General features: G+C 72.4%; 18 protein-coding genes. 11 read left to right on the forward strand and 7 right to left on the reverse strand.

Annotation, left to right across the window (positions count from 1 at the left end):
• The first annotated feature begins 34 nt into the window (after positions 1–34).
• From BT341_RS21510 to BT341_RS21530, 5 genes are all read left to right on the forward strand, one after another.
• Positions 35–1,597: a deoxyguanosinetriphosphate triphosphohydrolase family protein gene (locus tag BT341_RS21510; protein WP_072477996.1), complete on the forward strand. Its 1,563-nt coding sequence runs from the start codon at positions 35–37 to the stop codon at positions 1,595–1,597.
• 289 nt (positions 1,598–1,886) lie between these two features.
• A complete protein-coding gene (locus BT341_RS21515) occupies positions 1,887–4,757 on the forward strand; it encodes a S8 family serine peptidase (protein ID WP_072477997.1) in 2,871 nt (956 codons plus the stop codon).
• Between the two features lie 104 nt (positions 4,758–4,861).
• Positions 4,862–5,512, forward strand: a complete 651-nt coding sequence (locus tag BT341_RS21520) for an acVLRF1 family peptidyl-tRNA hydrolase (RefSeq protein WP_072477998.1) — start codon at positions 4,862–4,864, stop codon at positions 5,510–5,512.
• A 135-nt stretch (positions 5,513–5,647) separates the two neighbouring features.
• A complete protein-coding gene (locus tag BT341_RS21525) occupies positions 5,648–7,276 on the forward strand; it encodes an ABC-F family ATP-binding cassette domain-containing protein (protein WP_072477999.1) in 1,629 nt (542 codons plus the stop codon).
• Positions 7,277–7,454: 178 nt separating this feature from the next.
• Positions 7,455–7,664, forward strand: coding sequence for a helix-turn-helix domain-containing protein (locus BT341_RS21530; protein ID WP_003071237.1), 210 nt, complete (start codon positions 7,455–7,457; stop codon positions 7,662–7,664).
• Here BT341_RS21530 and BT341_RS21535 read toward each other — a convergent pair.
• Both BT341_RS21535 and BT341_RS21540 read right to left on the reverse strand, forming a co-directional pair.
• A complete protein-coding gene (locus tag BT341_RS21535; RefSeq protein ID WP_084742953.1) occupies positions 7,651–9,000 on the reverse strand; it encodes a glycosyltransferase 87 family protein in 1,350 nt (449 codons plus the stop codon). The two genes, BT341_RS21530 and BT341_RS21535, sit on opposite strands and share 14 nt — an antisense overlap.
• Positions 9,001–9,033: 33 nt before the next feature.
• Positions 9,034–9,885, reverse strand: coding sequence for an LLM class flavin-dependent oxidoreductase (locus BT341_RS21540; RefSeq protein ID WP_072478000.1), 852 nt, complete (start codon positions 9,883–9,885; stop codon positions 9,034–9,036).
• A 71-nt stretch (positions 9,886–9,956) separates the two neighbouring features.
• On the opposite strand from BT341_RS21540, the gene BT341_RS21545 reads away from it, so the two are divergent.
• Positions 9,957–10,397: a MarR family winged helix-turn-helix transcriptional regulator gene (locus BT341_RS21545; RefSeq protein WP_072478001.1), complete on the forward strand. Its 441-nt coding sequence runs from the start codon at positions 9,957–9,959 to the stop codon at positions 10,395–10,397.
• A 97-nt stretch (positions 10,398–10,494) separates the two neighbouring features.
• Positions 10,495–12,366 carry an ABC transporter ATP-binding protein gene (locus BT341_RS21550; RefSeq protein WP_072478002.1) on the forward strand — a complete coding sequence of 624 codons (1,872 nt, stop codon included), beginning with the start codon at positions 10,495–10,497 and terminating at the stop codon, positions 12,364–12,366.
• Positions 12,367–12,378: 12 nt separating this feature from the next.
• On the opposite strand, the gene BT341_RS21555 is transcribed toward BT341_RS21550, so the two are convergent.
• Together BT341_RS21555 and BT341_RS21560 are read right to left on the reverse strand one after the other, a co-directional pair.
• A complete protein-coding gene (locus BT341_RS21555; protein ID WP_072478003.1) occupies positions 12,379–13,539 on the reverse strand; it encodes a serine hydrolase domain-containing protein in 1,161 nt (386 codons plus the stop codon).
• A 107-nt stretch (positions 13,540–13,646) separates the two neighbouring features.
• Complete coding sequence (locus tag BT341_RS21560; RefSeq protein ID WP_072478004.1) at positions 13,647–14,375, reverse strand: SIS domain-containing protein; 729 nt, start codon at positions 14,373–14,375, stop codon at positions 13,647–13,649.
• 116 nt (positions 14,376–14,491) lie between these two features.
• Here BT341_RS21560 and BT341_RS21565 point away from each other — a divergent pair, with 116 nt between their 5' ends.
• The 4 genes from BT341_RS21565 (at position 14,492) to BT341_RS21580 (ending at position 18,392) form a co-directional block, all read left to right on the forward strand.
• Positions 14,492–15,184 carry an alpha/beta hydrolase gene (locus BT341_RS21565; protein ID WP_072478005.1) on the forward strand — a complete coding sequence of 231 codons (693 nt, stop codon included), beginning with the start codon at positions 14,492–14,494 and terminating at the stop codon, positions 15,182–15,184.
• A gap of 94 nt (positions 15,185–15,278) precedes the next feature.
• A complete protein-coding gene (locus BT341_RS21570) occupies positions 15,279–16,532 on the forward strand; it encodes an SAM-dependent methyltransferase (RefSeq protein WP_072478006.1) in 1,254 nt (417 codons plus the stop codon).
• A 90-nt stretch (positions 16,533–16,622) separates the two neighbouring features.
• Positions 16,623–17,822 (forward strand): LCP family protein, encoded by a 1,200-nt coding sequence (locus BT341_RS21575; RefSeq protein ID WP_072478007.1) that lies wholly within the window; start codon positions 16,623–16,625, stop codon positions 17,820–17,822.
• Positions 17,823–17,864: 42 nt separating this feature from the next.
• Positions 17,865–18,392 carry a GNAT family N-acetyltransferase gene (locus BT341_RS21580; RefSeq protein ID WP_072478008.1) on the forward strand — a complete coding sequence of 176 codons (528 nt, stop codon included), beginning with the start codon at positions 17,865–17,867 and terminating at the stop codon, positions 18,390–18,392.
• Here BT341_RS21580 and BT341_RS21585 read toward each other — a convergent pair.
• The 3 genes from BT341_RS21585 to BT341_RS21595 all read right to left on the reverse strand — a co-directional run bounded on the left by BT341_RS21585 (position 18,389) and on the right by BT341_RS21595 (position 22,416).
• Positions 18,389–18,850 (reverse strand): peroxiredoxin, encoded by a 462-nt coding sequence (locus BT341_RS21585; RefSeq protein WP_072478009.1) that lies wholly within the window; start codon positions 18,848–18,850, stop codon positions 18,389–18,391. The genes BT341_RS21580 and BT341_RS21585 overlap by 4 nt on opposite strands.
• 56 nt (positions 18,851–18,906) lie before the next feature.
• Positions 18,907–20,721: a diguanylate cyclase domain-containing protein gene (locus BT341_RS21590; protein WP_072478010.1), complete on the reverse strand. Its 1,815-nt coding sequence runs from the start codon at positions 20,719–20,721 to the stop codon at positions 18,907–18,909.
• Positions 20,722–20,958: 237 nt separating this feature from the next.
• Entirely contained in the window at positions 20,959–22,416 is a 1,458-nt protein-coding gene (locus BT341_RS21595) for a cytochrome P450 (protein ID WP_072478011.1), read from the reverse strand.
• Between the last annotated feature and the right edge of the window lie 16 nt (positions 22,417–22,432).

The raw sequence follows: 22,432 nt of genomic DNA on the forward strand, positions 1-22,432 counted from the left end.
GGTGAACCGAACCCGGCCGGATAAGGTCGGGCGCATGGATCAGGACAGCGACCCGCGGGCGGCGCGGCGGGACCCCGTCGCCAACGTCGGCGGGTTCACCGACCTGGCGACCAGCCCGTTCCGGATCGACCGCGACCGGATCGCCGCGTCGCCGTTCTTCGCCCGGCTCGGTGGGGTCACGCAGGTCGTCAGCGCCGGCGGGGCCGGGCTGCTGCACAACCGGCTCACCCACAGCCTGAAGGTCGCGCAGGTCGCCCGCGCCGTCGCCGAACGGATCACCGCCGGGCCCGACGCCGCTCTCGCCGACAAGCTCGGCGGCTGCGATCCCGACGTCGCCGAGGCCGCCGCGCTCGCGCACGATCTCGGCCACCCGCCTTTCGGCCACCTCGGGGAGCAGACGCTCGACCGCATCGCCCGGCACCGGTTCAACCTCGCCGACGGCTTCGAAGGCAACGCGCAGACCTTCCGCATCATCACGACCACCGACGTGCGCGGGCCGGCGGCGATCGGGCTCGACCTCACCGCCGCCGTCCGGGCCGCCGTCCTGAAGTACCCGTGGCTGCGGCTGCACCATCCCGCGCCGCACCCCTCCGCGATGGCCGTGCCGCCGCGCGGCGCCGGCGAGCCCGGCGACCTGCCCGGCACCGGCGCGGCGAAGTTCTCCGCCTACGCCACCGAACTCGACGACTTCGAGCAGGCGCGCGCCGTGTTCGCCGGCCGCGTCGAAACGTGGCAGCAGACCGTGGAAGCGTCGGTGATGGACACCGCCGACGACATCGCCTACGCCATCCACGACCTGCAGGACTTCCACCGCATCGGGGTCCTGCAGCACGCGCCGGTCGCGGCGGAGCTGGGGCAGTGGCTCGAGCACGCGGGCGAGCTGGCCGCGCTCGACGACGAAACGCTGCACGAGGGACTGCGCCGCCCGGGCCGGTCGCTGGAACGCCTTCGCCGCCGCATGCACGCGAAGGACGCGTGGATCGTCGACGACGACGCCTTCGCCGCGGCGGTGGCGCGGGTGCGCGCGGAGCTGGTCGACGGCCTCCTCGCCGGCGAGTTCGACGGCTCGATCGAGGCCGAGCAGGCCACGGCGGCGTTCTCGGCGAACTGGACGGCCCGGCTGGTCGACGGCGTGTACGTGCTGCCGTCCCCGTCGACCCGCACCGGGCACGTGTCGCTGCGGCCCGCCCAGTGGCACGAGGTCCAGGTGCTGAAGTTCGTGCACCGCCGGTTCGTGCTGCTGCGCCCGGACCTCGCGCTGCACCAGCGCGGCCAGGCCGGCGTGGTGTCCAGCCTGGTCGACGCGCTCGACGCGTGGCTGCTCGACCGCGACGAGGTGTCCCGGCTGCCGCGCCGGCTGCACGACCTGGTGGAGCTGGCCCGCGCGGAGTACTCGGAGCTGGCGCGGTCGGCGCCGGAGCTGCTGGTGGGCGCGACCGGCGAGCCGGTGTCCGGGGCGGACGCGGTGCGTGGGCTGGCCCGCGGCCGGGCGGTCGTGGACTTCGTGGCTTCGCTGACCGACAAGCAGGCGGTGACGCTCCTGGACGCCCTGTCCGGGCGGGCCGCGCAGCCGTGGTCGGACTCGTTCGTGCTCTGACCGGCGCATGTGGACTTCCCACCGGCCGGCCGCCCCTGCCGGAGGCCGGTTGTCCGGCCCTTGTCCGGTGGGACGTCCGCGACTGCGCTGAACGGCCTACGACATCCGTCCGGTTCCGGAAATTATCCGTCCTTTGTCACTCCAACGGCCGCTGTTTACCAAGAACTCACCGTACTTAGCTTGATCCAACCGGTGATCACCGGCGTCGGTCAGCGTGAGTCGGGGCACGCGCCTGGAGAATCGGAGGGCGCCCGTGCGTCGAACCCGTTCCACGAGATCGAGATCCACTGTGCTCACCGTCGGGGCCGCGGCACTGCTCGCCGCGCTCGGCCTGGTGTCCCCGCCCGCCGCCGGGGCCGCAACGTCCACACCGGACGCCTTCACCGAGACCGCGCAGCAGCAGATCGCCGCGCTGCAGGCGGTCAAGGCGGCCCGCACCCCCGCCGAGTCCAAACTGGACGGCAAGCTGCTCGTCGCCGAAAAAGGCCTGGGAAAGCAGCTGAACGCCCTCCAGCCCAGCGTTTCCGCGGCCGGGACCGTCCTGGTCGACATCCGCGCGAGCAAGGTTTCGCCGGACCTCCTCGGCTCGCTGACCAAGGCCGGCGCGGGCATCCGCGCGGTGTCCGACCGGTACGCCAGCGTCCGGGCCGAAGTGCCGGTGGCCAAGGTCGGCGAGATCGCCGCGCGCGGCGACGTCCAGCGCGTCGAGCAGGCCGACCAGGCCATGACCGCCCGCGAACTGGCCGCCCCGGCGGCACCGGGCAAGAACACCGAAACCAAGCAGCAGAAGGCCGATCGCCTCGCCGGCGAGCTGCAGCAGGCCGTGGCGGCCAAGACCCAGCGCAGCGCGGCCGCCGCCGCGACGCTCACCAGCGAAGGCGACCGCGCCCACAACGCGGACATCGCGCGCCAGCAGTTCGGCGTCACCGGGGTCGGCGTCAAGGCGTGTGCGCTCTCCGACGGCGTCGACTCGCTCGCGGCGTCGCAGGCCAAGGGCGAGCTGCCGCCGAACGTCGACGTCGTCCCCGGCCAGGAGGGCGACGGCGACGAGGGCACCGCGATGCTCGAGATCATCCACGACCTCGCGCCCCGCGCCGCGCTCGGCTTCGCGTCGGCGTTCAACTCCGACGCGAGCTTCGCCGACAACATCCGGAAGCTGCGCTTCGAGTCGCACTGCGACGTCATCGTCGACGACGTCATCTACTTCAAGGAATCCCCGTTCCAGGACTGGATCATCGCCCAGGCGGTGAACGACGTGACCGCGGACGGCGCGCTCTACTTCTCCTCGGCGGGCAACGAAGGCAACGTCGCCGACGGCACCGCCGCGCACTGGGAAGGCGACTTCGCCGACTCGGGCAAGTCGATCGGGAAGTTCGCCGGCACCGCGCACAACTTCGCCGGCGCCGCGGGCACCCAGATCTACGAGCCGATCTCCGACGCCTCGTCGGCCGGCGTCCCGGTGACGCTGCACTGGTCCGACCCGCTCGGGCACTCGGCGAACGACTACGACCTCTACCTGCTCAACTCCGCGGGCGCGGTGGTCAGCTTCAGCCAGAACGTCCAGGACGGCACCCAGGACCCGTACGAGATCCTGCAGACGCCGGCCTTCGGCGGCACCGGGCTGCGCCTGGCCGTCGTGAAGTTCTCCGGCCAGGCCCGCTACCTTTCGCTGTCCGCGCTGCGCGGCCGGTTCAAGGACTCGGCGGACGGGCTCAAGGCCTACAACACCCCGGGCGTGACGGTCGGCCACTCGGCCACGCGGAACGCCTTCAGCGTCGCGGCCGCCCCGGCGGCCAAGGCCTTCGGCCGGGCCCTCGAACCGGGTGACCCGGCCAACCCGGCCGGCCCGTACCCGGGCGCGTTCAGCGGCGCCACCAAGGCCGAGCGGTTCACCTCCGACGGCCCGCGCCGCGTGTTCTACGAAGCCGACGGCACGCCCATCACCCCGGGCAACGTGTCCTCGACCGGCGGCGAGGTCCGCACCAAGCCGGAGATCACCGCGGCCGACGGTGTCACGACCAGCGTGAGCGGGTTCAACCCGTTCTACGGCACGTCGGCGGCCGCGCCGCACGCGGCCGCGATCGCCGCGCTGGTGCTGTCCGGCAACCCCGGCCTGCCGCCGTCCGAGGTGCGGGAGGCGCTGATCAACACCGCGGTCGACATCGAAGCCCCGGGCCGCGACAACTTCACCGGCGCCGGCGTCATCCTCGCGGACAAGGTGCTGGCCTACACCGGCGCGAGCCCGCAGCCGCTCGCGGTGGCCCAGCAGCCGACGGTCACCCCGGCCGACGGCGGCCCGGCGCTCGACCCCGGCGACACGGCCAAGGTGACGCTGCCGGTGACCAACGACGGCGACGGCACCGCGGTGTCCACCAGCGTCGTGCTCACCAGCCCGACCCCGGGGGTCACGGTGGCGCCGCGGGCGAAGTCGTACGGCACGATCAGCCCGGGGCAGACCGGCGTCAACGACTTCACCATCACCGTGCCGGCGACGCAGCAGCTCGGCGTGCCGGTGGTGCTGAACGCCCGGGTGACCTTCGCCGGCGCCCATTCACCGACGACGTCGACGTTCTCGCTGCCGGTCGGCACCCCGTCGCCGGTCGCGCGGGACTTCGCCTACACCGGCGCGCCAGTGGCGATCCCGGACAACAGCCCGGTCGGCGCGTCGGTGACCATCCCGGTCAGCGGGGTCGGCCGCGCGTCGAAGGTGACGTTCTCGGTGGACGGCACCAGCTGCAGCACCGATCCGGCGTCGGCGACGGTGGGACTGAACCACTCGTACGTCGGTGACCTGGTCGGCACGCTGACCGCGCCGTCGGGCGCCAAGGCGACGGTGTTCCAGCGCAACGGCAGCTCGGGCAAGAACCTGTGCCAGGTCGTGTTCGCGGACACCGCCTCGGCCGCGTTCAGCTCGGTGACCTCGGCGAACGCGCCGTTCACCGGCACGTGGCGGCCGACGCAGGCGCTGACCGGCAACCTGGCCGGCGCGGCGGCCGACGGCACGTGGACGTTCGCGGTGGTCGACGCGGCGGGCGGCGACACCGGTTCGATCCGCTCGGTCGCGTTGCACATCAACGGGTTCGTGCAGCCTTCGTCGCCGTCCGACCGGCCGGCGACGGTGCGGGGCTACACGAACAACGGCCCGGTCCACCCGCTGTAGGGTCAAGCGCCCCCAATGTGGCCTTGGTTGCGTCTGACGCACCCAAGGCGGCCTTCGGTGCGTCTGACGCACCGAAGGCCACATTGGGGCGCTAGCTTGGGGCCATGGCGAAGGGACGGCAGGTCGCGGGCGGCGGGCGCGCTGTCGAAGTCCCGCCGGAGCGGCTCGCCGGGTGGTTCGAGCGGTTCGCCGCGAGTCACGGCGGAGTTGTGCGCACCGAAGCCGCGCCGGACCAGGTGAAGGTGTCCGCGGGCGATGGGACCGTCGCGACCGCGACCGTCCCCTTCGGACCTCTCGAAGAGCCCTCGCTCGACGCGCTCGTCGCGCACGCACTCCGCCCGCGGACCGTCGGGCTCCTGCTCGTGCGGCTCGGCGGGCACAGCGTCGGCATCGCGCGCGACGGGCGGGTCCGGGTCTCCCGCACGGACCGGCACCTCGTGCAGGGCCGCTCGGCCGCGGGCGGCTGGTCCCAGCAGCGGTTCGCCCGCCGGCGTGCGGGACAGGCCCGGCACGCGCTCCAGGCCGCCGCCCGGGACGCCTTCGCGGTGCTCGTGCCGCGGTTGTCCGAAGTGGACGCCGTCGTGCTCGGCGGGGATCGCCGCGCCCTCGACGAGCTGCGCGCGGACCGGCGGCTGGCCCCGCTGTTCGCCCGCGCGGAACCCCGCGTGCTGGACGTCGGCGAGCCGAGCTACGCCGTGCTCGAGGACGCTGCCGTGCGGGCGCTGTCGGTGCAGGTCACGCTGCGCGACGGGTGAGACCGCACACGTCCGGAAAATCGGTGGACCGCGGCCCGTACACTGGGCTTCGTGGATATCCAGCTGGAGTGACGCCGCGGCCCGAGTGGCCGCTTGCCGCTGTCCTCCGTTCACCCCTGTCCACGGGAGTTTCCCTTGATCACGGCCACCGGCCTCGAGCTGCGCGCGGGTTCGCGCATCCTGCTCGACGGCGCCACCCTCCGCATCCAGCCCGGCGATCGCATCGGCCTCGTCGGCCGCAACGGCGCGGGCAAGACCACCTCGCTGAAAGTCCTCGCCGGCGAAGGCGAACCGCACGCGGGCGAGGTCCGCCGCACCGGCGAGCTCGGCTACCTGCCGCAGGACCCGCGCGAAGGTGATCTTTCGGTCACCGCGAAGGACCGCGTGCTGTCGGCGCGCGGTCTGGACAAGCTGATGCGCGACATGGAGAAGGCGCAGGCCTCGATGGCCGAGCTGGTCGACGAAGCCGCGCGCGACAAGGCCATCAACCGCTACGCCCGGCTCGAAGAACGCTTCGCCTCCCTCGGCGGGTACGCCGCCGAGAGCGAAGCCGCGCGCATTTGCTCGAACCTCGGCCTCGCCGACCGGGTGCTCGCCCAGACGCTGCAGACGCTTTCCGGTGGTCAGCGCCGTCGCGTCGAGCTGGCGCGGATCCTGTTCGCCGCGGCCGAGGCGGGCGCCGGCGGCAAGTCCGAGACGATCCTGCTGCTCGACGAGCCGACCAACCACCTCGACGCCGACTCCATCAACTGGCTGCGCGGGTTCCTCAAGCAGCACGACGGCGGCCTGGTCGTGATCAGCCACGACGTCGAGCTGCTGGCCGACGTGGTCAACAAGGTCTGGTTCCTCGACGCGACCCGCGGCGAGCTGGACATCTACAACATGGGGTGGCAGCGCTACCTCGACGCGCGCGCCACCGACGAGAAGCGCCGCCGGCGCGAGCGCGCGAACGCCGAGAAGAAGGCTTCGGCTCTGCAGGCGCAGGCCGCGAAGCTCGGCGCGAAGGCGACGAAGGCCGTGGCGGCCAAGAACATGGCGCGCCGCGCCGAGCAGATGCTCAGCTCGCTGGAGGAGACGCGGCAGGCCGACAAGGTCGCCCGGATCAAGTTCCCCGAGCCCGCGCCCTGCGGCCGGACTCCGCTCACCGCCGAGGGCCTGTCGAAGTCGTACGGGTCACTGGAAATCTTCACCGGCGTCGATCTCGCCGTCGACCGGGGTTCGAAGGTGGTCGTCCTCGGCCTCAACGGTGCCGGAAAGACGACTTTGCTCCGGTTGCTCGGCGGAATGGAAACACCGGACACCGGATCCGTCGTTCCGGGTCACGGATTGCGTTTGGGCTATTACGCACAGGAACACGAAACTCTTGATCATGATGCGTCGGTGTGGGAAAACATCCGACATCTCGCTCCGGACACGGGCGCCCAGGAGTTGCGGAACCTGCTCGGCTCGTTCCTGTTCACCGGCGAACAACTCGACCAGCCCGCCGGCACGCTTTCCGGTGGTGAGAAGACCCGGCTCGCGCTGGCGGGCCTGGTCTCCAGCGCTGCCAACGTGTTGCTGCTCGACGAGCCGACGAACAACCTCGACCCGGCGAGCCGCGCCCAGGTCCTGGACGCCTTGCGCAGCTTCGCGGGCGCCGTCGTCCTGGTCACGCACGACCCCGGCGCGGTCGAGGCGCTGGAGCCCGAGCGGGTCATCCTGCTGCCCGACGGCACCGAGGACCATTGGTCGGCGGACTATCTGGAACTTGTCCAGCTTGCGTGACCGGTGCGTCCATTCGGGTGCAAGATCGCCGGGCCCAAGGCACTGGAATGGCCCAATGTGATCGCAGTTTCGACGGTTTTCCGGCTGTCGTCTGGCATTCCGGCGCTCAGTGTTCGATCATTGCCCCGGCAGGGGCCGTTATGTGGCCCAGAACACTCTCGGCGGGAAGGCGATCGACGTGGCTGATCTCAAGAAAGGCGCGCGGATCACCGGCAACACGCGCGACAAGCTGGCCGCTGACCTGAAGAAGAAATACGAGAAGGGCTCGAGCATCCGGGCGCTCGCGGAGTCCACGGGGCGCTCGTACGGGTTCGTGCACCGGGTGCTGTCGGAGTCCGGGGTCCAGCTGCGGGGGCGCGGCGGGGCGACCAGGGTCAAGAAGAAGTAGCCGCGGACTGCTGCGCGGGGGGCGCAGCGGGATCTTCGGCCACGCGGAACGCCAGGTGGGCCCCGAGCAGGACCAGCGGGTACACCAGGTAACCGTACCGGGTGGCCGGGGTGAGCAGGATCAAGGCGCCGAGTCCGACGGCGACGCGCAGGAGTGCGTCGGAGCCGCTCGCGGGGGGCCGGCGCACCAGCCAGACCAGCATGGCCACGGCCGCCGCGCCGACGAGCGCGAACGCCGCCACCTGGCCCACCGGGCCCGTCTCGGCGATCAGGTGGCCCGGCAGCGGGCTGGCCGCGGGCGAGCGCACGGCGCCCATCCCGAGGGGGAACCGGAAGACATGTTCGACGAAGGCCGCCGGATCCACCAGGTACACCGGCAGGTGCAGCGCGATCGTGGTGGCCACCAGCGCTGACAGGAACCGGCGCAGCGCCGCCCGGCCCGAACCGCGGCGCACGAACACGAACACCGCCAGCACCGCGGCCGCGGGCGCGACGATGAGCTTCGCGCTGACGACCAGCGCCAGCACCAGGCCCGACCACGCGGCGCGTCCGGTGGCGGCGAGCGCGCAGGCGAGCACCAGCAGCCCGACGATCGCCAGGTCCGGCCCGGCGACGGCCCAGGTCAGCGCGGTGAGCGGGCAGGCCAGCGCGAGCTGCGCGGCCCCGACCGGCACCTTCGGCCACTTCAGCAGTTTCAGCGTGCCGAGCACGCAGGCGACGGCCGCCAGCGCGAACACCCAGCGGGCGTCGGTGAGCGCGTCACCCAGCGGGGTGCCGCCGAACACCGCGCGCGGCAGGCCGAAGACCGCCATGACCGGGCCGTAGGGCGTGTAGTCGTTGACCTCCGGCGGCCGGCCGAGCGCGGTGACGTCGACGTACGGCGTTCCGTGGTGCAGCAGCAGATCCGCGGCCCGCTCGATCACCCAGACCTCGGGCTGCGCGGCCCACGAGAACGGCGTGATCAGCCAGTCCACCCCGGTCAGCCGGCGGATCACCAGCAGGGCCAGCGGAAGCACCATGGCCACCAGCGCGACCACGGCGATCGCGCACCAGCGTGAGCCGAGTACTCCGCGTGGCGTACGGCCGGTCCGGGCCGAAAGCAGCAGCCAGCCGCTGTGCAGCACGCCGAAGCCGTACGCGGCGGTCGCGAAGTGGCCCCAGACCCGGTAGCCGTAGAACTCCGAGACGAGCGCGGTCGGCAGCGCGAACGCCAGGCACGCCAGGTAAAAGCCCAGGTCCCACCGCAGGGCGGCGGATCCGGGAGCGTGAGCGGGCGCCGAGAAGAGCCGGGCCGCGCGCCGCCATGCGGGCGCCTGGCCCACCACCTCCGTTCCCACTTCGCCAGGCTACCGAGGCGCCCGGCGCCCGGTTCAGCCGACGTCGCGCAGGCGGGGGAGCAGGTCCGCGGCCGCGCCGGCCGCCTTGACGACGTCGTCGTGACCGCCCGGCATCAGGACGAGCTCGGTGAACCCGGCGGCGACGTAGCTCTCCGCCAGCCGGAGGGCACCGTCCGCATCGGACGGCAGCCGGAACTGCACCGCTCGGCGGATCGTCGCCGGGTCGCGGCCCGCCGCCGCGCAGTGCTCGTCGAGCACCCGCGAAAGCCGTTGCAGCTCGGCGAGTTCGGTGCCCGGCAGGGCGGCGCTGAGCCAGACGTCGGCGTGCTCGGCGACCACGCGCAGGCCGCGCTTCTCGCCGCTGCTGCCCAGCCACAGCGGCGGCTTCGCCTGCACCGGCTTCGGGTCGCTGACCGCGCCGGTCAGCGTGTAGTACCGGCCCCGGTAATCGGTTTCCCGGCGGGTCCACAGCAGACCGAGGATCTCGCACGTCTCGGCCAGCCGTCCGACGCGTTCGGCCGCCGGCGGCGTCGGCGTGCCCATCATGGCGTCGGTCAGCGTGTCGCCGCCCGCGCCGAGGCCGACGTCGAGCCGGCCGCCGGAGAGGTGGTCGACGGTCACGGCGATCTTCGCGAACGTGCCCGGGTGCCGGTTGGTGTTGCCGGACACCAGGCAGCCGATCCGCACCCGCCGGGTCGCCTCGGCCATCGCCGCCAGCAGCGTCCAGCCGTCGAAGATGTCGCCGGTGCGGTCCGCGCCCATCGGCGCGAGGTGGTCGAACACCCAGCAGCCGTCGAAGCCGGCGTCGTCGGCGATGGCCCAGATCTGGCGCAGCGCGGCGATGCCGACGTGCTGCTGCGGTGGCTTGAGTCCGACGGTGGTCATGGGTACTCCTGATTATCAGTCGTGCAGATCGTCAGTATGACTGACGATCAGGATAGGGGTAGAGTTTGCCCGTGTCCAGCGACCTCGGAGCGCCCCCGGCCGTCACCCGGCGGCTCGGCTACCTGCTCAAGCACGCCCAGCTGCGTCTCGCCGAGCTGGCCGAGCCGCTGTACGCGCCGCTCGGCATCACCGGGCGGCAGCTGGCACTGCTCACGCTTTTCGGTGAAGGACCGGCGCTGTCGCAGCAGGACGGCGCGGCCCGGCTCGGCGTCGACCGGACGACGATGGTGGCGCTCGTCGACGAACTGGAGGCGCGCGGGCTCGTCCGGCGCGAGGTCGCGCCGGGCGACCGCCGGAAGCGGCTGGTGCGGCTGACCGGCGAAGGCGAACGCGTCCGGGAAGCGGGCGAGGAGGTCACGCGGCAGGCCGAGACGCTCCTGCTGGCGCCCTTGTCCGCCGAGGACGCGCAAGGGCTGCGTGCCGCGCTGGGCCGGATTGTTCGCGGCGGGTGAACGCCGGCGGGAAGCAAACGGACGACGGTCGCGTTGTCCAGGTCATATCCGGAGAAAACCTCAGCTAAAGTCGAGGTTTTGAGACTGGGGGTTTCCCATGGACAACATGTGGGGGCTGTGGAGCTCGGCGATGCGCGCCGGCGACGCGCCCAAGGCACTGACCCGCGGCACGCTCAAGCGCGTCGCGCGGTTCGCCCGGCCGCACTGGCGGCGGCTGCTGGCCTTCCTCGTGCTCACCGTCGTCTCGGCGGTGCTGGCGGTGACGACCCCGGTGCTGGCCGGCAAGGTCGTCGACGCCATCGTCGCCGGACGGGACCTGCCGCTGGTCGTCTGGCTCGCCGTCGTGATCGCCGTGCTCGCGATCGCCGACGCGGGCTTCGGGCTCGTCGAGCGGTGGCAGTCCGCCCGCATCGGCGAGGGCATCATCTTCGACCTGCGGCGCGCGGTGTTCGAGCACGTGCAGCGGATGCCGATCGCGTTCTTCACCCGCACCCGCACCGGCGCGCTGGTCTCGCGGCTGAACAACGACGTCATCGGCGCGCAGCGGACGTTCACCGCGACGCTGTCGGGCCTGGTCACCAACGTGATCCAGCTGACGTTGTCGCTCGCGGTCATGCTGACGCTGTCGTGGCAGGTGACGCTGGTCGCGCTGGTGCTCCTGCCGATCTTCGTGCTGCCCGCGCGCCGGCTCGGCCGCCGGATGGCCGGGCTGCAGCGCGAGGCCGCGAACCTCAACGCCGGGATGACCACGCAGATGACCGAGCGGTTCTCCGCGCCGGGCGCGACGCTCGTGAAGCTCTTCGGCCGCCCGGTGCAGGAGGCGGAGGACTTCGCGCTGCGGGCCGGGCGCGTGCGGGACATCGGCGTCCGGACCGCGATGCTGACGCGCTGGTTCATGACCAGCCTGACCCTGGTGTCGGCACTGGCCCAGGCGCTGGTCTACGGCCTCGGCGGCTACCTCGCGCTGACCGGCGTGCTCGCGCCGGGCACCGTCGTCGCGCTGGCGTTGCTGCTGACCCGGCTGTACGCGCCGCTGACCGCGCTGGCCAATGTCCGCGTCGACGTCATGACCGCGCTGGTGTCCTTCGAGCGGGTCTTCGAGGTCCTGGACCTCGAGCCGATGATCAAGGAGAAGCCGGGCGCGCGGGCGCTGGACGCCCAGGGCGGCGTCTCGGTCGAGTTCTCCGACGTCCGGTTCGGGTATCCGGCGGCGGACAAGTACTCGCTGGCGTCGCTGGAAGACGTCGCCACGCTCGACCACCGCGGCGGCGAAGAGGTGCTGCACGGCATCTCGTTCCGCGCCGAGCCGGGACAGATGGTCGCGCTGGTCGGGTCTTCGGGCGCGGGGAAGTCGACGATCGCGTCGCTGCTGCCGCGGCTGTACGACGTCGACTCCGGTTCGGTGCGGCTGTCCGATGTGGACGTCCGCGACCTGACGTTCGCGTCGCTGCGGGAGACCGTCGGCGTCGTGACGCAGGACGGGCACCTGTTCCACGACACGATCCGCGCGAACCTGGCCTACGCGCGGCCGGGCGTCACCGACGAGGAGATCTGGGCGGCGCTGGAGCGCGCCCGGCTCGGTGAGCTGGTCCGGTCGCTGCCCGACGGCCTCGACACGATGGTGGGCGAGCGCGGCTACCGCCTCTCCGGCGGCGAGCGCCAGCGGCTGACCATCGCGCGGCTCCTGCTGGCCCAGCCCAAGGTCGTCGTCCTCGACGAGGCGACCGCGCACCTGGACTCCGAGTCGGAGGCGGCGGTCGGCGAAGCCCTGACGCACGCACTGGCGGGCCGCACGGCCCTGGTCATCGCGCACCGGCTCTCGACGGTCCGCGCGGCCGACCAGATCCTGGTGCTGGAGCACGGCGAGATCGTCGAACGCGGCACGCACGAACAGCTCCTGGCCTTGAACGGCCGCTACGCGACGCTGCACGCCACGCAGTTCGCGGACGAGGAACCCGCCGTGGCGTGACCCCGGAGGGCGTCACACGTTCGGCAGGGACTCGTAGAGGGCGTGGACCAGGGCCATCTTGCGGGGGTCGTCGCGGATCAGGGGGCCCAGCCGGTTGAGGGTGTAGCCGAACGAGATGCCGTTTTCCGGGTCGGCGCCGCCGGAGGAGCCGCCCAGGCCGTCGTGGCCGAAGGCCGCCGGATTGGGGCCGAAGCCGCGGGCGTCGCTGCCGAGGTAGAAGCCCAGCGCCCACTCGTTCGGCAGGCCGACCACCAGGTCGACCTCCTTGCCCTGGCTCGCCCGCGCCCGGGCCAGAGCCGGCGCCGACAGCAGGGCGCCGGTGGCCAGTGCGCCGTAGATCGTCGCGATCGCGTGGGCCGTGCCGTGGCCGTTCAGCGCCGGCAGGACCGCGTGCCGCCACGCCGGTTCGTTCGCGTCGTGGCCTTCGACGCGCGGGTTCGCCATCGCGGCCAGCGCGACCGGGCCCGCGTTCGCGAACGCCGTGGCCAGCGCCTCCGCCATCTCCTCGGTCAGCACCGGGTCGACCAGCGTGGCGCAGCGGTCCAGGTCGGCGTCCGGGCCCAGGCCGATGGAGAAGTCCGCGCCGAGCGGCCCGGCGATCTGCTCGGCGAAGAACTCGCGGACGCCCTGCCCGGCGACCCGCCGCACGACCTCGCCGACGAGCCAGCCGAAGGCCAGCGCGTGGTAGCCGCCCGCCGAACCCGGTTCGTACAACGGTTCCTGGGCCGCGAGCAGCGACGTCATCAGGTCCCAGTCGTAGAGCTCCTCGACGCGGACCGGCCGGTCCAGCCCGATCCCGGGGACGCCGGAGCGGTGCGAAAGCAGCCAGCGCACCGGGATTCCGGCCTTGCCGCCCGCAGCGAACTCCGGCCAGTACTTCGCGACCGGCGCGTCCAGGTCCAGCTCGCCCGCGTCGGCCAGCTTGTGCGCGCACAGCGCGGTCAGCCCCTTGGTCGTCGACCAGACGTTGACCAGGGTGTCCGGCCGCCACGGCCGGGCGCGGTCCGGCCCGGTCCAGCCACCCCACAGGTCCACGACGACCTCGCCGTGGCGGGTGGCGGTGAACGCTGCACCCAGCTCACCGCGGTCGCGGAAGTTCGCCGCGAAAGCCTCGCGCACCGGCTCGAAGCCGGGCGCGCACTGGCCGTGCACCGTCGCCGTGGCACTGTCCACCGGACCTCCTCGGGGAGCGACCGATCCACACCGACCAGTCGGTATGTTGACGCTAAAGCGGGCCGGGCACGCCGTCAAGACGTGCCCGGCCGGTGCTTTTTCACCGGTTACCGCAGCTGGGGAACGAGCGGGCCGTACTTCTCGAGCAGGGCCGCGTTCGCCTCGTCGCCGCCCTCCACATTGGAGCTGCGCCACAGCGGGACGTCGAGGCCCTCGGCCGTGCCGCGGTCGTACACCTGCGCCAGCACCAGGTCCCAGAGGAACGCGTTGACCACAGTGGACAGCGGCGCGGTGCGCGGCGAGTCCGGCGGGTAGCTCGCGTCGCCGGGGACGACCAGCGAGTCCAGCACCACCGTCCCCTGCTCGACCAGGGTGCTCGACGACCGCTTCGGCGCCGCCGCCACGCACGCCCGCGACGTCACCGCGATGACCGCCGCCCCGCGCTTGCGCGCCTCGATGCACAGCTCGACCGGGTACGGGTTGGACCCGGACGTCGAGAACACCACCAGCACGTCTTCGGGGCCCGGCGCGCGCTCGGCCAGGACCTCCGCGGCGAGGCCGCTGCGCCGTTCGGTCCGCGTGCTGTGCACCGCGCCGTGCAGCGGCAGCAGCTCCGGGTGGTACAGCGGGTACACGCAGGCGAGCCCGCCCGCCCGGTAGAACGTCTCGGCGACGGCCGCCAGCGAGTGCCCGGCGCCGGCGGTATAGACCAGTGCGTCGGCCCGGATCACCCCCAGCACCAGGTCCGCCGCCGCCCGCACCGCTTCGGCGTTGGCCCGCTCGACGTCCGCCAGCTGCTTGGCGACACTGCCCGAGATGTCCGTGGCGCTCACCACACCCACCCTTCCGTCGGGGATCGGGCGCCGAATCTACCGCGAAGATGGTGGTGGACGGGGGAATAGCCCGGTGGGCGGGCACGGTTGACCCGGATGCGCGCGACGAGGAGGACTGGGTGAGCGAGGTGGAACCGGCGGTGTCCGTGTGGCCGGCGCGCGGGCGGACCGGAGCGGTCGTGCTCGTGCTGCACGGCGGCGCGGAACGTGGCACGGGCGGCGTGCCGCCCTGGAAGCTCGCCCACCTGCGGATGGTCCCGATCGCGCGCGCCCTGCACCGGGCCGGCCGGAAGGCCGGCGTCGAGGTGCGGCTGCTGCGCAACCGCCGCTACGGCTGGAACGCGCCCGCCGAGGACCCGGTCGGGGACGCCCGCTGGGCGCTCGCGCGCATCCGCGCCGACCACCCCGGCCTGCCGGTCGTGCTGGTCGGGCACTCCATGGGGGGCCGGGTGGCGCTGCGCGTCGCCGACGACCCGGCCGTGCTCGGCGTCTGCGCGCTGGCGCCGTGGACGCCGCGGGGTGAGCCGGTCGCGGCCGTCACCGGGCGTTCGGTGCTCATCGTGCACGGCACCCGCGACCGCATGACGAGCCCGGCCGAGTCGCACGCCTTCGCCGAACGCGCCGAGGGCGTCGCCGCCCGCGTCGCCCGGTTCGAGATCGCGAACGAGGGACACGCGATGCTGCGCCGGTCGTCCGTGTGGACCCGGCTGACGATTGCTTTCACACTGGACGTGCTCGCCGGCGAAGCCGGGGACGAGCTCCGCGGCGCGTGGGCCGCGCCGGGGCCCGAACGACTGCGGATACCCGTGTGAAAGGCGCCCGGACAGGGCATTCGGCGAAGCGCGCCGCGGGGGTGCGGCGACTAGGATCGATCACCGGCGTACCTGGCCGGCCGGAGGGAGAACCGTGACCACCTCGAGCGTTGACCGGGCGTCGGCCCCGACCGGCCCCGACGAGTCCCGCTGGCCGGGCCTGGCCACCCCGCCGCACTCCGCGCTGCGCGCCCGGATCGCGGAGGCCCTGTTCCGCCGCGCGGTCCGTCCCCTCGACCTCCGCGTGACGTTCCCGGACGGCGCCGTGCTCGGCGCCGGCGGGCCCGAATCGCCCGAAATGCGCATCCTGCGGCCGGCCGCGTTCTTCCACCGCCTCGGCGTCGACGCCAAGATCGGTTTCGGCGAGTCCTACATGGCCGGTGACTGGACCGCGTCCGACCTGGCCGAGGTCCTCACGCCGTTCGCCGAGCGGATGGCCACCCTGGTCCCGCCCGTGCTGCAGAAGTTCCGCCGGTTCGCCGAGCGCACGCAGCCGCCGTCGGAGGAGAACACCCTCGAAGGCGCGCGGGCCAACATCCACCGGCACTACGACCTGTCCAACGACCTGTTCGGCGCCTTCCTCGACGAGTCGATGATGTACTCCTCGGCGCTGTTCGGCCCCGGCGACGACCTCACCGCCGCCCAGCACCGCAAGATCGACAGCGTCCTCGACTACGCCGGGGTCGGCGAAGGCAGCGAAGTCCTCGAAATCGGTACCGGATGGGGTGAACTCGCGATCCGCGCCGCGGCCCGCGGCGCCCGCGTGACGTCACTGACCATTTCGGAGGAACAGCGTTCCCTGGCCACCGAGCGGATCGCGGCGGCCGGGTTCGCCGACCGCGTCGACGTGAAGCTGTGCGACTACCGCGAGTCGAGCGGGCAGTACGACGCCGTGGTCAGCGTCGAGATGATCGAGGCCGTCGGCGCGTCCTACTGGCCCACCTTCTACGCCACGATCGGGCAGCGGCTGCGCCCCGGCGGGCGGTTCGGGCTGCAGGCCATCACCATGGACCACGACCGGATGCTGGCGGCCTCGCGCACCTACACCTGGATCCACAAGTACATCTTCCCCGGCGGCATCATCCCGTCGGTGCGCTCGATCGAAGAGGGCATCCGGGCGAACACGCGGCTCCGGCTGGCCGGGATGCGCGAGTTCGGCCAAGACTACGCGCGCACGTTACGGTTGTGGCGCGAACGGTTCCTGCACCGCTGGGCCGACATCGCCGGGTTCGGGTTCGACGACGTGTTCCGCCGGATGTGGGAGTTCTACCTGGCCTACTCCGAGGCCGGGTTCCGGTCGGGGTACCTCAAGGTCCACCAGTTCGGATACGAGGCGCCCGTCCGGTAGCGCACAACCCGACCCGGGTGCCGCACGTCCTCTTGTCGAGGACGTGCGGTGTACTGACGACGACAGGTTTGTCCGGATCGGGATTGGGTGATGGAGATGACCTACCGTGGCGACGACGGCGGGCGCCGCATGCCGCCCCGGCCTCCCGCACGTCCCCGGGAGCACCAGCGCGCGCAGATGATGCCGCTGCCCGGGCGCGGCCGCAGCCCCTACGACGAGCGCACCCGCCCGATGGGCGAGCCCGAGCCGCAGTACGCGCCGCCTCCGCCGCCGCGGCGTGACCCGCCCCGCCCGGCCGACGACTACCCGCCGTCCCGGCCGCCCCGGCGCCGCCGCCGGTGGAGCTTGGGCCGCGTCCTGGGCGCGCTGGTGCTGGTCTTCGTCGTGTTCCTCGCCGGCATCTGGGTCTACCTGGAGTTCTCCATCAAGCGCGTCGACGCGCTCACCGACTACTCGGGCCGTCCGGTCGCGGCGTCCGGCACCAACTGGCTGATCGTCGGCTCGGACAGCCGGGAAGGCCTCACGGCGGAGGACGAGGAGCGCCTGGCCACCGGTGACGTCGCGGCGGCGGGCGGCGGGCAGCGCACCGACACGATCATGGTCGCGCACATCCCGGACAACTCCACCAAGCCGACGCTGCTGTCGCTGCCGCGTGACTCGCAGGTGAAGATCCCGGGCCACGGCACCAACAAGATCAACGCGGCGTTCTCGCTCGGCGGGCCGTCGCTGCTCGCGCAGACCGTCGAAGGCGCCACCGGCCTGCACATCGACCACTACGCCGAGATCGGCTTCGGCGGGTTCGCCAAGATCGTCGACGCGATCGGCGGAGTCGACATGTGCATCGACAAGGACATGAACGACACGATGACCGGCATCAGCATCAAGGCGGGCTGCCAGTCGCTCGACGGCCGCTCGGCACTGGGCTTCGTCCGGATGCGCCACAGCGACGCGACCCCGCGCTCGGACCTCGACCGCGTCGCGAACCAGCGCAAGTTCATCGGCGCGCTGGTCAGCCAGATCGCGAGCCCGGGCACGCTGCTCAACCCGTTCCACTTCTTCCCGCTGCTGGGTTCGGCCCCGGACGCGCTGACGATGGACTCGGGCGATCACGTCCACAACCTGGTGGGGCTCGCGATCGCGATGCGCGGCATCTCCTCGGGCGGCGTGGTCACCACGACGGTCCCGGTGACCAGCGCGTCGGCCGAGAACTGGGACAAGAACAAGTCGAAGCAGCTGTTCGACGCGCTGAAGAACGACACCGAGATCCCGGACAGCGTCATCGTCAATTAATTCGGGAGCGCCGGGCGGCCCGGCCGGGGCACCATGGAAGCCATGGAGACCCCGGCCGAGCACTACCGCGTTGACGAATTCTCCCTGGCTCGCTGGCAGTTCGCCGACGAGCCGGACCTCGTCGCGGTGGTCAACGGGTCCCTCGAGCACATCGGCGCGTGGCTGATCTGGGCGACCGGCGGTTACACGTCCGGCGACTGCGCGGAGTTCCTGCGGCGCAGCCGGGAGAACTGGGAGAGCGGGGAAGCCCACGACTTCGCGATCCGGGTGGACGGCGCGCTCGCGGGCGCGGTCGGCCTGATGGCCCGCGAAGGCGGCGTCGAGATCGGGTACTGGCTCGCCCGCGAGTACACCGGCCGCGGCCTGGTCACGCGTGCGGTGCGGCTGCTGACGGCGGAGGCGTTCCGGCTCGGCGCCGGCTACGTCGAGATCAAGCACGACGAGCGCAACGTCCGAAGTGGAGCGGTGCCCGCCCGGCTCGGCTTCACGAAGGTGCGCGAGGAGCCGTCGGAGAAGCAGCGGGCGCCGTCGTGCGCGGGCACGAACTTCGTCTGGCGGCTGTCCGCTTAGGACACCTTGTCCCGCTCCCGCAGCACCTTCAGCGCCCGGTCGGCGTGCACGGTGAAGTTCAGCTCGCTCTTGATCTTCCCGAGGATCCTCCGGTCCTCGCCGATCACGAACGTGACGCGCTTGGCGTGCAGCGGCAGCAGCTTCCGCCAGACACCGAACCGCTTCGCGACCTCGCCGTCCACATCGGACAGCAGGGGGTAGCCGAAGCCGTTGGCCTCGGCGAACCGCCGCTGCTTGGCGACCTCGTCCGGGCTGATCCCGACGCGGTGCGCGCCGACCTCGGCGAACTCGGCGGCGAGGTCGCGGAAGTGGCAGCTCTCGGCCGTGCAGCCGGTCGTCATCGCGGCGGGGTAGAAGAAGAGCACGACCGGGCCGGTGGCCAGGAAGTCCGACAGCGTGCGGTCGCGGCCCCGGTCGTCGGGCAGGGTGAAGTCGGGGGCGAGGTCTCCGGCGTCCATGGAGGTCCCTTTCGTGGGCGGCAGCACCCATCCTGGTCCTGGCCGCCGCGCCGGCGTCAGCCGGGGTGGCGGGCGATGAGCTCGTCGACCTCGTCGCCGGTGGCCGAGTCGGTGACGAACGGGCCGCGGGCCGCCACCACGCCCAGCTGCCGCAGGCGGGCCGCCTGTTCGGCGGTGCGGACGCCCTCCGCGCCGACCCGCAGCTTCAGCTCGCGGGCCCGGGTCACCAGCTGCGTCAGGTGCCGGATGTCGGGCTCGGCCGGCGAGTCCGTGTCCAGCGCGTCGACCACCGCGCCCGAGAGGATCACGTGCCGCACCGGCAGGCGGTGCTGCGGGATCAGCTCCAGATCCGCCGAGCCGGAGATCGTCAGCACCAGCTGCGTACCCAGGTCGGCCAGGACCGCGAACGACTCGAGGACCTCGCCGCGCGGGTCGAGCAGCGAGTCGCGGTCGGTGCACAGGCGCAGCGCGTTCGCCGGCAGCTCGTGCTTGTCCAGCTGCTCCTTCACCAGCAGCACCAGGTCGGGGTCGATGGCCAGCCGGGTCGGGAGCCGGACGCACACGTCCGGGGCCGCGTCGCCGAAGCGGGTGCGCCAGCGGGACGTCGCCGCCAGTGACTCGGCCAGCAGCCAGCGCCCGAGCGGCACCGTCATGCCCGTCGTCTGGGCCAGCGGGTAGAACTCGTCGGAGTCCAGCTCGCCCTTCTCCGGGTGGTTCCACCGCAGCCCGGCGTTGACCGCCGCGAGGCGGTCCGGGTCGGCGAGCTTCACCGTCGGCTGGTAGATCAGCGAGAACTCGCCGTTCTCCAGCGCGCCGGCGATCACCGCGCCCAGCTGGTAGCGGCCGCGGTCGCGGGCGTCGAGCTCCGGGTCGAACAGCATCCACTGGGCCTTGCCGGCCTCCTTGGCCCGGTGCAGCGCGATCTCCGCCGCGCGCAGCAGTTCCGCCGCGCCGCCCTCGACGGCCGCGCGCACGACGATGCCCGCGCTCGCGCTCACGCCGATGCCGTGCCCGCCGAGGTAGATCGGCTCGTTGAGGTCCTCCAGCGCGCGTTCGACGAGCTGGATGACCTTGGTGGCGGTGAGTTCTCCCCGCAGCAGCACCGCGAAGCCGTCGCCGGACAGCCGCGCGACGAACCCGTCGTGGTGGCCGGTGAACACCGCCGACAGCTTGCCCGCGACCCCGCGCAGCACCTGGTCGCCGACGCCGGCGCCGAGGCCGTCGTTGATCACCTTGAAGCCGTCGACGTCGAGGTAGATCAGCGCGATGTCGTCGCGCGCGCCGGCGCCGAGCGCGGCTTCGAGCTTGGTGCTGAACGAAGACGCGTTGGGCAGCCCGGTCAGCGGGTCGTGCACGTTCTGGTGCAGCAGCCGTTCCTGGAGCAGGTGCAGCTCGTTCGCGTCGGACACCATCAGCACCGGGTAGACCGACCCCGGCCGGTCGCCGGGCAGCGGGGCCAGCGTGACGTCGGTCCACAGCTGCCCGTCCTCGGTGTGGTCGAGCAGCATCCGCTCCTGGTAGCGGTCACGTCCGGCGCGCACCAGTTCGAGCCCGGCCTTGAGCCGGGAGACGTCGTGGTCGGTCGAGCCGAGCTCGGTGATGTGCCGTCCGCGCAGCTTCTCCGGCGAGCAGCCGAGCAGCTGCCCGAGCGCGAGGTTGGCCTCGACGATCTCGCCGTCCGGATCGGCGAGCGCGATGCCCATCGGCGACGCGGCGTAGAGCGCGGTGAAGCGCTGCAGGGCACCGTCGTGCCCCGAGCCGGCGTGGCCGACGGCGTCGTGCGCGACCTCCAGCAGGAGCTGCTCCAGCTCCTCGGGGGGAAGTGTTACTCCTTTGGTGTCGGCCAACGTCGCCGCCCACCGGCGCGCCACGTCCAGCAGTCCTGGCGCGGCACCGGGCTCAGGCACACTCCACCTCTTCACGCACAGGTCAGGCCAGTTCAGGCACGGTCTCGGGGATCATGACGCCACACTAGGTACCCCTCGGCCGCGACCGATGCCACGCCATCATGCGCGTCACGGGGTGTCTACCGGCTGAACGAGTGAACGAATCTCCACAAGCGGTGACGTTTTGTCACAGCCCGTATGCGGTGGCAGACACTCTGCGGGTCAGCGAGGGGTCAGGCGCACCGGGAGGCCGTCCGCGGGCACCGGCAGGGACACGTAGTCCCAGCGCGCGGTGTAACTCTCCGGAACCGACCAGCGGTAGGCGCGCAGCATTTCGTGCATCAGCAACTTCACCTCGAGACCGCCGAAGTGGAGGCCGATGCACTTGTGCGCGCCGCCGCCGAAGGGCAGCCACGCCATCCGGTGCGACTTGTCCTCGCGGCGCGGCTCGGCGAACCGCTCGGGGTCGAAGCGGAACGGGTCGGTCCAGCACTCCGGCGCGAAGTGGTTCACCGTCGGCGAGACCCCGACCAGCGTGCCCGCCGGGAGGTAGTGGCCGAGCACCTCGGTGTCCTTGACGGTCTTGCGGGCCAGCGACGGCACCGGCGCCACCAGCCGCAGCGCCTCCTTCATGACGAGGTCGAGGGTCTCGAGCCGGTCGACGGCCTCGATGCCGGGCACGTCGTCGCCGAGGGCCAGGGACTCCTCGCGGGCGCGCTCCTGCCACTCCGGGTGCTTCGCGAGGTAGTAGGCCATGGCAGTGCTGGTGATGGTCGTCGTGTCGTGCGCCGCCATCATCAGGAAGATCATGTGGTTGACGACGTCGGTGTCGGTGAACCGGTCGCCGTCCTCGGTGGTGGCGTGGCAGAGGGCGGTGAAGAGGTCGTCGCCGTCGGAAACGCGCTTGGCGGGCAGGGTCTCGCCGAAGTAGCGCTCGAGCACGCGACGGCCGTGCAGCCCGGCCGACCAGCGCCCGCCGGGCACGGGGACGCGCACGAGCGCGGTCCCGGCGCGCACGGAGCTGACGAAGGCGCGGTTGATCCGGGCCGCGTCGGCGCCGCTGCGCATGCCCATGAACACGCGGGTCGCCACGTCGAGGGTCAGCTGCTTGAGCGCCCAGTACAGCCGCGGCCGCCCGGCACCCCACCGTGCGATGCCTTCGCGCAGCGCGGGGCCCATCTCGCCGACATAGCCGCTCAGCCGCGGCCGCGTGAAGGCCTCCTGCATGATCCGGCGGTGCAGGTGGTGCTCGCCGAAGTCCATCAGCATCAGGCCGCGCTCGAAGAACTTCTCGATGAAGAACTTCCAGCCCTCCTGCGAGAACGCCTTGTCCTTGTTGACGAGCGCGATCTGGGTGGCCTCCGGGCCGGACAGCGTGACGATCCGGCGGCCGAAGCCGCCGGTCCACGACACCGGGCCGTAGAGCTCGTGGCGGCGCAGGGCGAACTGGATGCCGAAGCGCATCATCTCCGGCATGTGCCCGACCAGCGGCGGCCCTTCGTCGCCGAGCACGGGCTTCAGGCCGCTCCCGGCGGGCGGCGCGGCGAGCTCCTTGACCGGCCAGCGCGACCGCAGCCACCGCTCGTCGACCCCGCGGGGGAGCGGGATCGCCGTCAACGGCGGTACGCGTTCCCGCAGTGCTTCGGCGGCTCGGCTCACGGTGCCCGGCAAAGTGACCATCTCCCCGCTGAGATCG

This window comes from Amycolatopsis australiensis, from assembly GCF_900119165.1.
In the GTDB taxonomy this organism is placed as follows: domain Bacteria; phylum Actinomycetota; class Actinomycetes; order Mycobacteriales; family Pseudonocardiaceae; genus Amycolatopsis; species Amycolatopsis australiensis.

What these genes read in the sequence shown, in the direction of transcription:
- BT341_RS21575 (WP_072478007.1), top strand. Translation starts at nt 16,623, where the DNA reads ATGGAGATGACCTACCGTGGCGACGACGGCGGGCGCCGCATGCCGCCC.
- BT341_RS21595 (WP_072478011.1), bottom strand. Translation starts at nt 22,416, where the DNA reads ATGGTCACTTTGCCGGGCACCGTGAGCCGAGCCGCCGAAGCACTGCGG.
- BT341_RS21580 (WP_072478008.1), top strand. Translation starts at nt 17,865, where the DNA reads ATGGAGACCCCGGCCGAGCACTACCGCGTTGACGAATTCTCCCTGGCT.
- BT341_RS21585 (WP_072478009.1), bottom strand. Translation starts at nt 18,850, where the DNA reads ATGGACGCCGGAGACCTCGCCCCCGACTTCACCCTGCCCGACGACCGG.
- BT341_RS21520 (WP_072477998.1), top strand. Translation starts at nt 4,862, where the DNA reads ATGGCGAAGGGACGGCAGGTCGCGGGCGGCGGGCGCGCTGTCGAAGTC.
- BT341_RS21540 (WP_072478000.1), bottom strand. Translation starts at nt 9,885, where the DNA reads ATGACCACCGTCGGACTCAAGCCACCGCAGCAGCACGTCGGCATCGCC.
- BT341_RS21550 (WP_072478002.1), top strand. Translation starts at nt 10,495, where the DNA reads ATGGACAACATGTGGGGGCTGTGGAGCTCGGCGATGCGCGCCGGCGAC.
- BT341_RS21510 (WP_072477996.1), top strand. Translation starts at nt 35, where the DNA reads ATGGATCAGGACAGCGACCCGCGGGCGGCGCGGCGGGACCCCGTCGCC.